The organism is Enterobacter sp. A8 (assembly GCF_004296595.1).
In the GTDB taxonomy this organism is placed as follows: domain Bacteria; phylum Pseudomonadota; class Gammaproteobacteria; order Enterobacterales; family Enterobacteriaceae; genus Enterobacter; species Enterobacter cloacae.
This window is the reverse complement of sequence record NZ_SCMF01000010.1, coordinates 40,910-54,201: the sequence shown is the minus strand read 5'-3', so window position 1 is coordinate 54,201 and position 13,292 is coordinate 40,910. Positions and strand designations below refer to the sequence as shown.

Genomic DNA, 13,292 nt, shown 5'->3' with positions numbered 1-13,292 from the left:
CAGGGAATATCGTTTTTTTCGTAACTGGTCACAAAATGACTCAACAATAGCGTATTGTGGCATAAAAACAGACGATTCGGGAGTTTCAAATGACCTTCGAGTGGTGGTTCGCTTACCTGCTGACATCCATCATCCTCAGCCTGTCACCGGGTTCGGGGGCAATTAATACCATGACAACCTCCATTAACCACGGTTATCGCGGGGCGGCAGCATCCATTGCCGGTTTGCAAACCGGACTGGGGATTCACATTGTGCTGGTGGGCGTGGGTTTAGGGACGCTCTTCTCCCGCTCGGTGCTGGCATTTGAAGTGCTGAAATGGGCCGGTGCGGCGTATCTGATTTGGCTCGGCATTCAGCAATGGCGCGCAGCAGGCTCAATTGACCTCAACACTCTTGCCCGGACGCAAACGCGCGGTCGCCTGTTTAAGCGGGCGGTGTTTGTGAATCTGACCAACCCAAAAAGCATCGTTTTTCTGGCTGCCCTGTTCCCGCAGTTTATCGTCCCGCATCAGCCGCAGGTCATGCAGTATGTAGTCCTGGGCGTGACCACCATTGTTGTCGATATTATTGTGATGATTGGCTACGCGACGCTGGCGCAGCGGATTGCAGCATGGATTAAAGGGCCTAAGCAAATGAAGGCCCTGAACAAAGTGTTTGGTTCGCTGTTTATGCTGGTTGGCGCGCTGCTTGCGTCAGCGCGTCATGCTTAGCGAGAGATAATAAGATGAATACCAAAGCCGGCGAACAGCGCGCCGGCGAAGCCGTCAATCCATTTCGCGATGCGCTGATAACCACGGCGCATCGCCGGTAAGGCAAACAGGCTGGCAACAACGGTGAACCACGCAAACGTCTCAACCACGATCAGCAGGAAGATACCCCAGCGTGCACCCGCGCCCACGCTGTCGCCCACGAACAGGGAGAAGACGGAACCGAAATAGATAATCGCTTTCGGGTTCGCCAGGTTGGTCAGCAGCCCTTTCACAAAGCTACGGCCGCCCGTTGCCAGCTCAACTTTTGGCTCTTGCGGTTTTTTCTCTTCTTTCTTCAACGCTCCGCGCAGCATCTGGTAGCCCATCCAGCACAGGTACAGACCGCCACCAACCATGATGATGTTATGCAGCCACGCCATCTTCGCCAGGATCAGGTTCAGTCCGAGCAGTGCCACGGCCGCCCAGACCATAACCCCCATAGTAATACCCAACACGCCCATCATGGCTTCTTTGCGGGAGCGGCTGACGGCGGTTTGTGACACGAAGAAAAAGTCAGGGCCCGGGCTCATCAGCGCAACAATGTGCACCAACGCCACGGTAAGAAATAGCATTAACATAATTCGCTCGCGGGGAAATAATTCAGTGAGTCATCATCCTGGCACTTTTTTGCGCGGCTGACTACTCCTCATCATCACCATCGACATGTGAACGGATGAGCGCCATGAATTCTTTACCAAAGCGCTCCAGCTTGCGCGTGCCCACGCCGTTGACGCTCAGCATTTCGCTGGCGCTGAGCGGCATCTGCTCGGCCATCTCAATCAGCGTCGCGTCGTTGAAGACCACATATGGCGGAATGTTCTCTTCATCGGCAATCGCTTTACGCAGTTTGCGCAGTTTGGCAAACAGCTTGCGGTCGTAGTTGCCGCCGTAGGATTTCTGCATCACCCGCGGTTTCAGGGCCACTACGCGCGGCACGGCAAGCTTGAGTTCAACATCCCCACGCAGCACCGGGCGCGCGGCTTCGGTGAGCTGAAGCGCGGAGTGCTGGGCGATGTTCTGTGTGGCAAAACCGAGGTGAATCAACTGACGAATAATGCTGACCCAATGCTCGTGGCTCTGGTCTTTGCCAATACCGTAGACAGGCAGCTTATCGTGGCCCATGTCGCGGATACGCTGGTTATTGGCGCCGCGCAGCACTTCCACCACGTAGCCCATCCCGAAGCGCTGATTAACACGGTATATGGTCGAAAGCGCCTTACGCGCGTCCATCAGGCCATCGTACTGCTTTGGCGGGTCGAGACAGATATCGCAGTTGCCGCACGGCTCCTGACGCCCTTCACCAAAGTAGTTGAGCAGCACCAGACGACGGCAGGTCTGCGCTTCCGCAAACGCGCCCATGGCGTTGAGTTTGTGACGCTCGATATCCTGCAGCTGTCCCTGAGGTTTCTCTTCAAGGCAGCGGCGCAGCCACGCCATATCGGCCGGATCGTAAAACAGCATCGCTTCCGCAGGCAGACCATCACGGCCGGCGCGGCCGGTTTCCTGGTAGTAGGATTCGATATTTCGCGGAATGTCGAAGTGCACCACAAAGCGGACGTTGGGCTTGTTAATGCCCATGCCGAACGCCACCGTCGCCACCACAATCTGCAGGTCATCACGCTGGAATTTTTCCTGCACGTCGGCGCGGATGTGGTTTTCTAACCCGGCATGATAGGCCGCCGCGCTAAAGCCGCGGTTTTGCAGACGCGCAGCGGTGTCTTCCACCTTCGCGCGGCTGTTGCAGTAGATGATGCCTGACTTGCCGCGCTGCTCCTGCACATAGCGCAGAAGCTGATCCAGCGGCTTGAATTTTTCCATCAGCATATAGCGGATGTTCGGGCGGTCGAAGCTGCTGACCTGGATCAGCGGGTCGTTCAGCCCCAGCAGGCGGACGATATCCAGCCGCGTGGTGTCATCTGCCGTGGCGGTCAGCGCCATAAACGGCAGTTCAGGGAAGCGCTGACGCAGCTGACCAAGTGCCGCATATTCCGGGCGGAAATCGTGACCCCACTGCGAGATACAGTGTGCTTCATCAACGGCCAGCAGAACGGGATTCCAGTGCGCCAGATGGTCGAGGAAGTTATCCAGCATCAGACGTTCTGGTGCGATATACAGCAAGCGAACCTGTCCGGTACGGCAACCGGCCATCACCTCTTGCTGCTGCTCGCGGGTTTGCGTGGAGTTAAGACAGGCCGCCGCCACGCCGTTGGCGAGCAGCTGGTCGACCTGGTCTTTCATCAGAGAAATCAGCGGCGATACCACGACCGTCAGGCCATTAAGTACCAGCGCGGGCACCTGATAGCAGAGCGATTTACCGCCACCGGTCGGCATTACCACCAGGCAATCACGACCTTCCAGCACGGTTTCAATGATGGTTTCCTGGCCAGGACGGAACTGCTGGTAACCAAAGGTTTCATGCAAAACCTGTTTAGCCAGCGACTCCTGATTCAATACTTCCGCCTGCGCCACGTTAACCCCATATGCCAGAAATGAAACAGGCGCTATTTTCAGCGCCTGAGAGAGAAACTTCAACGTTTAACGCAAAAACATTCGAGCGTCTCAGAAAATATCGTTCAGCATCACGCCGACACCCACGCGGGTCTGATTGAAGTTGTAATCGATGAGCGACTCGCCGTAACCGCTGTAGACCTGCGTATAGATACGCACGTGTTTGGTCATCGGGTAGCTTAATCCCACTTCTGCGCCGCCGTAACCGGTGTTCCAGTTGTACTGGCCCCTGGCGCTCAGCACCGCATCACCCAGCTGATAGCCAATCCTGAGCTGATAGTAGCCCATATATTTGGTGATATCCGGGTTGTCATCGGTGCTGCCCACCACGTACCACGGCTTCACTTCCACCATCATATTACCGTTTTGCGCCATCAGGCGCGTATAGGCGCGGTTCCAGCTACGTGAGGTTGGATCGGAACGGCCGTTGGAGTCATGGTTGAAGCCCACTTCAACGTCACGCAATGTCCAGCCTGCAAACTCATAATCCGTGGCGAACCCCAGGAACAGCTGGGGCTCATAGTTGGTTTCACGGAACGGTGAAGATTCACCGCTGTTGGAAAGCTGCCACCAGGATTTCTGGGTATAAGATGCACCGAGAACCGAATTCGGCCCCAGAATGCCGCGCCAGAACGGAAACGCGAGGCTGAGCTGATATTTCACCTCATCTTTGCGCGCATTCTCAGCCCAGTCATAGGAGCGAATCGCCTCTTTGTTGAGATCGCTGGTCCAGGTATAGAGCACATAGTTGGTGTCGTACGGGTAGAGCGTGAAGGGATTATCATGCTCCTGCAGCAGGTTAGCGATAATGCTACCGCGAACTGCTGGCGTATCATGCACCTCTTTGACTGTCGCTTCCTGCGCATAGGCTGTGAGGGGCAGCGCAACCGCTGCCAGTAACCCTGCCAGATACGTCCGCATCGGTGGTGTTCTCCTGCAAAATGTTAAATGATCTGAATCGTTATATGGCGCACATTCTACAGACTTCTGCAGCAACTGCTGCATCCTCGTTTCTGAAAGTGGCATTCTTGCCTGTCCGGGCATAAAATCAACATTTTATTAACATTAAGGATGTGATGTCTCATGTCAGCCATGCTAACCGCCGAAGAAGCGTTAAAACTCGTGGGCGAGATTTTTGTTTACCATATGCCGTTTAACCGCGCGCTGGGACTGGAGCTGGAGCGTTACGAAAAAGACTTTGCCCAGCTCAGTTTTAACAACCAGCCGATGATGGTAGGCAACTGGGCACAGAGCATTTTACATGGCGGAGTGATTGCCTCCGCGCTGGACGTGGCTGCAGGGCTGGTATGTGTTGGCAGCACCCTGACGCGCCATGACACCATCAACGAAGACGAGCTGCGTCAGCGCTTATCCCGCATGGGTACCATCGATTTACGCGTCGATTATCTGCGTCCCGGGCGCGGAAACCGCTTCACCTGCAGCAGCAGCCTGCTCCGTGCGGGTAATAAGGTCGCCGTGGCGCGTGTTGAATTGCATAACGAAGAACAACTTTATATCGCCAGCGCAACCGCCACTTATATGGTGGGTTGAAGCTGAAAAATCGGGTAAAGTTAATTCACTTTTTTGTCACGGATTTTCCCGATGGATGCTAAACAGACGCGGCAGGGCGTGTTACTCGCCCTTGCCGCTTATTTTATTTGGGGTGTCGCACCCGCCTACTTTAAATTTATCGCTTACGTACCGGCTGATGAGATCCTCACTCACCGCGTCATCTGGTCCTTCTTCTTCATGATCGCGCTGATGAGCGTTAGTCGTCAGTGGTCTGGCGTCAAAACGCTGCTACAAACCCCGAAGAAGATCTTCCTGCTGGCACTCTCGGCAGTACTGATTGGCGGAAACTGGCTGCTGTTTATCTGGGCGGTGAATAATCATCATATGCTCGAAGCGAGTCTGGGCTACTTTATTAACCCGCTGGTGAATATTGTGCTGGGGATGATTTTCCTCGGCGAGCGCTTCCGCCGGATGCAGTGGCTGGCGGTGATCCTCGCCTTCTGCGGCGTGCTGGTTCAGCTGTGGACCTTCGGTTCACTGCCTGTTATTGCGCTGGGGCTGGCGTTCAGCTTTGCGTTCTACGGGCTGGTGCGTAAGAAGATTGCCGTGGAAGCGCAAACCGGCATGCTGTTTGAAACCCTGTGGCTGTTGCCGGTGGCCGCTATCTATCTCTTCGGCATTGCCGACAGCCCGACCAGCCACATGGGCAGCAACCCGTGGTCCCTGAATGTAATGCTGATGGCCGCAGGCGTGGTGACGACCATCCCACTGCTCTGCTTTACCGGTGCGGCAACGCGCCTGCGTCTGTCCACGCTGGGCTTTTTCCAGTACATCGGCCCGACGCTGATGTTCCTGCTGGCGGTGGTGTTTTACGGCGAAGTGCCGGGTGCGGATAAGATGGTGACGTTCGCGTTTATCTGGGTGGCGCTGGCGATTTTTGTCGCTGACGCGATTTATACCCAGCGCCGGGTGCGTAAAGGGCTGTGATTTTCCCCTCTCCCGGTGGGAGAGGGAATTCGATCGTAGGGCGGGTAAGCGCAGCGCCAGCCGCCAGATTTTTACAGCCAGTTGCGACGCTTGAAATAGAGATACGGCGCCAGCCCGGCGAGGATCATAAAGATAATCGCCCCCGGATAGCCGAAACTCCACTTCAGCTCTGGCATAAACTCAAAGTTCATCCCATAGCTGGATGCCACCAGCGTCGGCGGCAGGAACACCACGGATACCACCGAGAAGATCTTGATAATGCGGTTCTGCTCGATGTTGATAAAGCCCATCGCCGCCTGCATCAGGAAGTTGACCTTCTGGAACAGTGATTCGTTGTGCGGCAGCAGGGATTCGATATCGCGCAGGATCTCACGCGCCTGTTCCAGCTGGCCGCCCGGCAGACGCGCCTTGCGCACCAGGAAGTTCAGCGCGCGCTGGGTATCCATCAGACACAGACGCACCTTCCAGCCGATATCTTCCAGCTCCGCCAGCGTGGAGAGCGCTTCGTCGTATTCATCGCCCTGATGGCCTTCCATGATGACGCGGCTCAGTTTTTCCAGATCGCTGTAGATGTTTTCAATCTCATCCGCCAGTTGCTCAATTTTGGTTTCGAACAGATCGAGCAGCAATTCGTAAGCATTGCCGTCCACCATCGCCTGGCTGCGGGCGCGCATGCGATAGAGACGAAACGCCGGCAGTTCGCGCTCGCGCAGGGTAAACAAGCGACCGTCGCGAATGGTAAATGCCACGGTGGAGTTCCCCGCGTGGTCTTCGGCATCTTCAAAGAAGAAGAAGGAGTGAATGTGCAGGCCGTCTTCGTCTTCAAAAAAACGTGCGGATGCTTCGATGTCTTCCAGTTCCGGGCGAGTGGCCAGACTCTGCCCCAGCTCAGATTGTACGCGCAGGCGTTCATCGTCGTCCGGCTCGACCAGATCCACCCATACGGCATCAATGAGGGGCTGTGACTCTTCGGCTTCAAGCCGAGTCAGTCGGTTATTTTCGAGTTGAAATGCGCTCAACATGACCGGGACTCCCAATGCAAAAAATATCGGACAGTTCGGTGGGCACACAGAAACAAATTGGGTTTCAGACCATTAAACAGCCTGACTCAGCGCGACGGGAATAATGCAGGTCGCTGACAACCACTAAGGCCATCAGCAAGAGGAGATAGCCTTAGGAGTTGTTCCTGGATGACAGGGAATTGAGCCAGTATCTACTGGGTGTGTCCAAGGCGAATGTCCTCTTAGCGTAATCGTGCGCGCATGTTACGCCAGCAGCAACTGTGGCGTCAACACGCAACGAAACGCTGAAGGGCATTAATTGACCTTCAACGTATAAGGCTAGCAGATTATTACAAAATAATGATATTTTTCTGAAAGTTACACTGCTTCCAGCTTGGCATACGCGGCCACCAGCCATTTGATCCCCTGCCCCTGGAACGCCACCTGCAGGCGGCTGTGCTCGCCGCTGCCTTCCAGATTGACGATGGTGCCTTCGCCAAACTTCGAATGGCGCACGCGCTGGCCCAGCTTGTAGCCAGTGTCGGTTTCCGCAATCGGCGAGCCCATCCGCTGATGGCTGACCGGGCGGCTGATACTGGCACGCAGACGAACCTCTTCGACACACTCTTCCGGCAATTCGCCGATAAAGCGCGACGGACGGTGATAGACCTCTTTACCGTACAAACGGCGGGTTTCAGCGTAGGTCAGCGTCAGCTTCTGCATCGCTCGCGTCACGCCTACGTAAGCCAGACGGCGCTCCTCTTCCAGACGCCCGCCTTCATCCAGCGACATCTGGCTCGGGAACATGCCCTCTTCCATGCCGACGATAAACACCTGCGGGAATTCGAGGCCTTTGGCAGAGTGCAGGGTCATCAGTTGAACCGCATCCTGCCAGGTATCTGCCTGCCCTTCGCCCGCTTCCAGCGCGGCGTGAGAAAGGAACGCCTGCAGCGGCATCAGGTCTTCGTCTTCTTCGTTGTAGCTGAACTGGCGCGTTGCCGTCACCAGTTCCTCTAAGTTCTCAATACGGGTCTGGCCCTTCTCGCCTTTCTCCTGCTCGTACATGGTGCGCAGGCCGGAGTCTTTGATCACCCGGTCAGTCTGCACGTGTAGCGGCATGTCGGCGGTTTCCTGCGCCAGCGCGTCAATTAATTCCAGGAAGCGCTGCAGCGCGCTGGCGGCGCGCCCGGCGAGGGCTTTTTCCTGCAACAGCTCGCGGCACGCCTGCCAGAGCGTAAGCTGACGATCGCGCGAGGCCTGACGCACCACGTCCAGCGTCCGGTCACCAATGCCGCGGGTTGGCGTATTCACCACACGTTCAAACGCCGCATCGTCGTTTCGGTTAGCGATCAGGCGCAGATACGAGAGCGCGTCTTTGATCTCCTGACGTTCGAAGAAGCGCATGCCGCCGTAGATACGGTACGGCATGCTCACCTGCAGCAGCGCCTCTTCCAGCACGCGCGACTGGGCGTTGCTGCGGTAGAGAATGGCACACTGTTCCAGCGCGCCACCGTTGTCCTGCCAGGTTTTGATGCGGTTCACCACGAAACGTGCTTCGTCGAGCTCGTTGAAGGCGCAGTAAATGGAAATCGGCTCACCGTCGACCCCGTCGGTCCATAACTTTTTACCCAGGCGCCCGTTGTTGTTTTCAATCAGGGCGTTGGCCGCGCTGAGGATATTGCTGGTCGAGCGGTAGTTCTGCTCCAGACGGATGGTTTCGGCGCCGGGGAAGTCGTTGAGGAAGCGCTGAATGTTTTCCACCTGCGCGCCACGCCAGCCGTAGATGGACTGGTCGTCATCGCCTACGATCATCACCTTGCCGGTATCCCCGGCCAGCAGGCGGATCCAGGCGTACTGGATGTTGTTGGTATCCTGGAATTCGTCCACCAGGATATTGGTGAAGCGTTCACGGTAATGCTGCAGGATATGCGGTTTGTTCAGCCACAGCTCGTGGGCGCGCAGCAACAGTTCGGCAAAGTCCACCAGCCCGGCGCGGTCACACGCTTCCTGGTAGGCCTTGTAAACGTTCTGCCAGGTCTGCTCCACCGGATTGCCAAAGCTCTGAATATGGTGCGGGCGCAACCCTTCGTCTTTCTGGCCGTTGATGTACCACATCGCCTGACGCGGCGGCCACTGTTTCTCGTCGAGGTTCATCGCCTTAATCAGGCGTTTCAGCAGACGGAGCTGGTCTTCGCTGTCGAGGATCTGGAAATCCTGCGGCAGATTGGCGTCCATATGGTGCGCACGCAGCAGACGGTGCGCCAGACCGTGGAAGGTGCCGACCCACATGCCGCCCTGGCTGGTGCCCATCAGCTGGGCAATACGGTGGCGCATCTCCGCCGCCGCCTTGTTGGTGAACGTGACCGCCATGATGGAGTACGGAGAGCAGTTTTCCACGCTCTGCAGCCAGGCGATACGGTGAACCAGCACGCGCGTCTTACCACTGCCCGCCCCAGCCAGCACCAGCAGGTTGGTACGCGAGGCGGCAACCGCGTCACGCTGTTTGTCATTAAGGCTGTCGAGCAGGTAAGAAACGTCCATTGGCACCGTCACATAGTATTCAGGAACACAGCAAAGCGCCCGGTGGCGCTTTGCTTACCGGGCCTACAACTGCAAAAACCCTGGTAATTTATACAATATTACTGGTGATTATATCAGCGTCGTGAGGGATGCCAACCGTGAAATTTCCAGGTGCGGCAGAAGACGGCTGTCCGGGGCGATCATCAGGTCCGTCTTTTCTGGCTTGATCCAGCAGGCCTGCATACCGCAGCGGATGGCACCCGCTACGTCTGTGGTCAGGTCATCACCCACATGCAACATTTCGCCGAGCGGCAGGTTCAGCTTCTCCGCCGCCAGATGATACATATCGTTAAACGGCTTCGAGCGCCCGTGCGGACCCGCCCGCAGCACAAATTCGAAGTAATCCCCCAGACCAAACAGCTCCGGCTGCGCATTGCCATTGGTGATGGCGACCAGCGGCCATTTTTCTGCCAGTTTTGCCAGCGTGTCGTGCGTTTCCTGCGGCACGTCGATACGGCTGCGCCATTTGGCGAAGTTTTCCATTGCGGCTTCAGCCCCGACGGCCGCATCCTGTGCGCTCAGCCCAGCGTTGAGCATCGCCTGCTCCACCGCACGGCGACGCCATTCGGTTACATCGTGATAAATATCCGGCTCGGTCTCACGCAGGGACTGACGCAGCAGCTGAAAGTCCTTGTTCTGCATCGTCTTTAGCGCCGGATGGTAGTTCTGAACAAAAGCCAGTGACTCCTGCTCAGTTCGCAGGATCACTTCACGGTTGTCATAAAGGGTGTCATCAAGATCAAAAGTCAGGGCTGAGATGTGACCCAGTGGGCGGTAAAAACGCATTATTTCCCCCGTTTGGCGCGTGGATGCGCCGCGTCATACACCGACGCAAGGTGTTGAAAGTCTAAGTGGGTATAGATTTGGGTGGTGGAGAGATTCGCGTGGCCGAGCAGTTCCTGCACGCCACGCAGATCGCCACTCGATTCCAGCATATGGGTAGCAAAGGAGTGGCGCAGCTTATGTGGATGGACGTGGCTGTTGAGCCCCTGCTTAATGCCCCACTCTGCAAAGCGTTTCTGCACGTTACGCGCCGAGATCCGCTTGCCGAGTTTCGACAGGAACAGCGCATCCTCCTCGGCGCCAAACAGCCCGCGCAGATCCAGCCAGTGCTCAATCCACGAGACGGCATTACGGCCAATCGGCAGGCGGCGCTCTTTGCTGCCCTTACCCATCACCCACACTTCGCCGGACTCCAGATCGAGATGTTTTAAATCGAGATTAACCAGTTCGGAAAGACGCAGACCCGCACCGTACATGACCTCCAGCATCGCGCGATCGCGCACGGCCAGCGGGTCGTTGAGGTCAATATCCAGCAGGCGGTTTACATCGTCGACGTCGATATTTTTCGGCAGGTGACGCGGGGCTTTCGGCGTGGCGATGCCTTTCGCCGGGTTGGCTTTTAAGCCGCCCTGGCTCACCAGCCAGTCGAAGAAACTGCGCAGCGCAGAAAGCCTGAGTGCCAGACTCGCCGGGCTTAGGTTTTTTTTACGGCTGCGCACAACAAACCCACGGACGGTCGCAGCGTCACATTGTTGCCAGCTTTTCAGGCCGATCTCATCGGCAATCTGCATGATGGCATCAAGCTGACGCTGATAGTTCAGCAGCGTAATGGGGCTTAGCTGACGTTCAACGCCCAGGTAGCGCAGAAAGCGCGAGACGTCAGTCGCGAGCAGGGCGTCCGTCATACACGTTCAATCCAGCGCTCCAGCAGCTCAGGCAGCATCAGGGCGATCTCCTGCAGCAGCTGCGTGCCTTGTCCCTGCTCGTAATGATGCGCGTCGCGGCTGGTAAATAACATCACCCCCAGATCGCCATCACGCCCCATCATCGACATCGCCACCGAGCCTATCGCTTTCGCCTCCGGCAGTACCACCAGCAGTTCCGGCCCGTTAAGCGGCCCAAGATAGTGATGTTCGTGGCCCAGACGCTGAATACGCAGGGGTTCAAACGCCTGGCGACTCAACGCCAGATGGGTAAAACCGGACGGCGCGCCAATGCGCCAGCGGTCAGGGAAAAGACGAATCGTTGCGCCAGCCAGCCCCAGTTCACGCGCCCAACGGTGGAAGCGGCTGAGAAATTCTTCGAGGCTGTGCGCCGAGGCCAGACGCGCCTGCAGATGCAGAAGACGATAGAACAGGCTTTCGTTCGTGTTGGCCTGCTCCATCAGCAACGTCATGTTCTCTTCAAGCTGATTGATGTGGTTGCGCGAGCGTGCCATGTGCCATTCGACCAGCGACACGGTCCCGCGAACCGGATGCGGCACACGCATCGCTTCGACGACGCGTGCATTGCGAATAAAAAACTCAGGATTGCGCAGCAGATAATCAACAACAGCCCTGTCGTCCAGTTCCGTCACCGTTTCCTGCAGTTCTTCCCCTGGTTGTTTCATAGATGGATAAACCCGTCATAGACATGTGCCGCCGGGCCAGTCATATACAGTGGATGACCCGGTCCTTTCCAGGCGATATCAAGACGACCGCCTGGTAACTCCACGCGAACCTCTTCGGCCAGTAACCCCTGAGAGATGCCGACGGCCACCGCAGCACAGGCACCGCTTCCGCAAGCCTGCGTTTCGCCCGCGCCGCGCTCGTACACGCGCAGACGGATATGCTCACGCTTCACCACCTGCATAAAACCGATATTCGCCCGTTCCGGGAAACGTTCATGGCTTTCCAGCACCGGACCCAGGGTTTCAACCGCGGCCGTTTCCACGTTATCGACCTGAATCACACAGTGTGGGTTGCCCATCGAGACGACGCCACACAATACTGTCTGCTCGGCCGCACGCATAATATAGGTCTTTTCCGCTTTGTTTGCGCGAAACGGCACCGCAGAAGGCTCGAAGTTTGGTTCGCCCATGTTCACGCGCACCAGCTCGTCATCGGTAACGCTGAGCACCATGCGGCCATTCGCCGTGCTGACTCGGATATCGCGTTTGTTGGTCAACCCTTTCAGGCGGACAAAGCGGGCAAAACAGCGCGCGCCGTTGCCGCATTGATTCACCTCGCTGCCATCCGCATTGAAAATACGGTAGTGGAAATCGAGGTCGGGATCGTACGGCGGTTCAACCACCAGCAGCTGATCGAACCCCACGCCCAGGTGTCGATCCGCCAGGCGGCGGATCAGTTCCGGGGAGAAAAAGACATTCTGCGTTACCGCGTCGACGACCATAAAATCGTTACCAAGGCCATGCATTTTAGAGAACTGCATCATTTGCTCCATTGCGCGGGTACAGAACGTGATCGTCAGAGATTAACCTGAGTCGGGCCACCGTTGTTGCCACGATCGTTAGTGTCTGGCGTAGATGACTCAATGCCGCTGTTCACAGGTTTCGTCGGCGGCGGCGCGGTTTTATCCGCTGGCGGGAAGTACAGCGGCCCCTTCAGCCCACAGCCAGTCAGACTAAACAGCGTGATGAGAACGGCAAGCGTTCGGAAAGCGTTTTTCATTATAAAGTTGCCCGTAAGTTCAAATCTGTTTCTATCATCGCAGGAGAAGACACAAAAGCAAGAGTTTGCCGCTTTCCTGCAACGGGAATTATTTAGGGTTATACTGCCGGCATCACGAAAAACAGGAACAAAACCATGAACGACAGTGAATTCCATCGCCTTGCCGACACCCTGTGGATGACCATTGAAGAGCGCCTGGACGACTGGGAAGGCGACAGCGATATCGATTGTGAAATCAACGGCGGTATCCTGACCCTCAGTTTCGAAAACGGCAGCAAAATTATTATTAACCGCCAGGAGCCGCTTCACCAGGTATGGCTGGCGGCCAGACAGGGTGGCTACCATTTCGATCTGAAAGGGGATGAATGGGTTTGTGACCGTAGCGGCGAAACCTTCTGGGATCTGCTGGAGCAGGCTGCAACCGCGCAGGCGGGTGAAGACGTGAGTTTCAGGTAGTGTTGTTGCCCGGTGGCGGCTACGCCTTACCGGGCCTACAACGGCTC

The 13,292-nt window shown here is 56.6% G+C and carries 15 protein-coding genes; 4 read left to right on the top strand and 11 right to left on the bottom strand.

Annotated features, from left to right (window positions below):
* Positions 1-89 precede the first annotated feature (89 nt).
* A complete protein-coding gene (gene rhtB, locus EQV24_RS23420) occupies positions 90-710 on the top strand; it encodes a homoserine/homoserine lactone efflux protein (protein ID WP_013099249.1) in 621 nt (206 codons plus the stop codon).
* Here rhtB and rhtC read toward each other — a convergent pair.
* From rhtC to pldA, 3 genes are all read right to left on the bottom strand, one after another.
* Complete coding sequence (gene rhtC / locus EQV24_RS23415) at positions 707-1,327, bottom strand: threonine export protein RhtC (protein ID WP_014833703.1); 621 nt, start codon at positions 1,325-1,327, stop codon at positions 707-709. The genes rhtB and rhtC overlap by 4 nt on opposite strands.
* A gap of 61 nt (positions 1,328-1,388) precedes the next feature.
* Entirely contained in the window at positions 1,389-3,218 is a 1,830-nt protein-coding gene (gene recQ, locus EQV24_RS23410) for an ATP-dependent DNA helicase RecQ (protein ID WP_029883130.1), read from the bottom strand.
* A gap of 90 nt (positions 3,219-3,308) precedes the next feature.
* The gene (pldA, locus tag EQV24_RS23405) at positions 3,309-4,178 is read right to left on the bottom strand and encodes a phospholipase A (RefSeq protein WP_013099252.1); all 870 of its coding nucleotides are present in this window, start codon (positions 4,176-4,178) and stop codon (positions 3,309-3,311) included.
* 162 nt (positions 4,179-4,340) lie between these two features.
* Here pldA and yigI point away from each other — a divergent pair, with 162 nt between their 5' ends.
* Entirely contained in the window at positions 4,341-4,808 is a 468-nt protein-coding gene (yigI, locus tag EQV24_RS23400) for an acyl-CoA thioesterase YigI (RefSeq protein ID WP_013099253.1), read from the top strand.
* A 51-nt stretch (positions 4,809-4,859) separates the two neighbouring features.
* Positions 4,860-5,756, top strand: a complete 897-nt coding sequence (gene rarD / locus EQV24_RS23395; RefSeq protein ID WP_029883129.1) for an EamA family transporter RarD — start codon at positions 4,860-4,862, stop codon at positions 5,754-5,756.
* Between the two features lie 71 nt (positions 5,757-5,827).
* Here rarD and corA read toward each other — a convergent pair whose 3' ends face one another.
* The 8 genes from corA to EQV24_RS23355 all read right to left on the bottom strand — a co-directional run bounded on the left by corA (position 5,828) and on the right by EQV24_RS23355 (position 12,789).
* The gene (gene corA / locus EQV24_RS23390; RefSeq protein WP_008501540.1) at positions 5,828-6,778 is read right to left on the bottom strand and encodes a magnesium/cobalt transporter CorA; all 951 of its coding nucleotides are present in this window, start codon (positions 6,776-6,778) and stop codon (positions 5,828-5,830) included.
* Between the two features lie 151 nt (positions 6,779-6,929).
* Positions 6,930-6,986, bottom strand: coding sequence for a YsgD/CorL family protein (gene ysgD / locus EQV24_RS23875; RefSeq protein WP_212743980.1), 57 nt, complete (start codon positions 6,984-6,986; stop codon positions 6,930-6,932).
* Positions 6,987-7,135: 149 nt separating this feature from the next.
* The gene (gene uvrD / locus EQV24_RS23380; RefSeq protein ID WP_013099255.1) at positions 7,136-9,298 is read right to left on the bottom strand and encodes a DNA helicase II; all 2,163 of its coding nucleotides are present in this window, start codon (positions 9,296-9,298) and stop codon (positions 7,136-7,138) included.
* Between the two features lie 108 nt (positions 9,299-9,406).
* Complete coding sequence (yigB, locus tag EQV24_RS23375) at positions 9,407-10,123, bottom strand: 5-amino-6-(5-phospho-D-ribitylamino)uracil phosphatase YigB (RefSeq protein ID WP_013099256.1); 717 nt, start codon at positions 10,121-10,123, stop codon at positions 9,407-9,409.
* The gene (gene xerC, locus EQV24_RS23370) at positions 10,123-11,025 is read right to left on the bottom strand and encodes a tyrosine recombinase XerC (RefSeq protein WP_013099257.1); all 903 of its coding nucleotides are present in this window, start codon (positions 11,023-11,025) and stop codon (positions 10,123-10,125) included. The genes yigB and xerC overlap by 1 nt, the downstream gene beginning before the upstream one ends.
* On the bottom strand, positions 11,022-11,729 hold the full coding sequence (locus EQV24_RS23365) for a DUF484 domain-containing protein (RefSeq protein WP_013099258.1): 708 nt from the start codon (positions 11,727-11,729) through the stop codon (positions 11,022-11,024). The genes xerC and EQV24_RS23365 overlap by 4 nt, the downstream gene beginning before the upstream one ends.
* Positions 11,726-12,550: a diaminopimelate epimerase gene (gene dapF / locus EQV24_RS23360; RefSeq protein ID WP_013099259.1), complete on the bottom strand. Its 825-nt coding sequence runs from the start codon at positions 12,548-12,550 to the stop codon at positions 11,726-11,728. The genes EQV24_RS23365 and dapF overlap by 4 nt, the downstream gene beginning before the upstream one ends.
* Before the next feature lie 35 nt (positions 12,551-12,585).
* Positions 12,586-12,789, bottom strand: coding sequence for a lipoprotein (locus tag EQV24_RS23355; RefSeq protein WP_013099260.1), 204 nt, complete (start codon positions 12,787-12,789; stop codon positions 12,586-12,588).
* Positions 12,790-12,924: 135 nt separating this feature from the next.
* Between EQV24_RS23355 and cyaY the strand changes: the two genes are divergently transcribed.
* Complete coding sequence (gene cyaY / locus EQV24_RS23350; protein ID WP_013099261.1) at positions 12,925-13,245, top strand: iron donor protein CyaY; 321 nt, start codon at positions 12,925-12,927, stop codon at positions 13,243-13,245.
* The last annotated feature ends 47 nt before the right edge of the window (positions 13,246-13,292 follow it).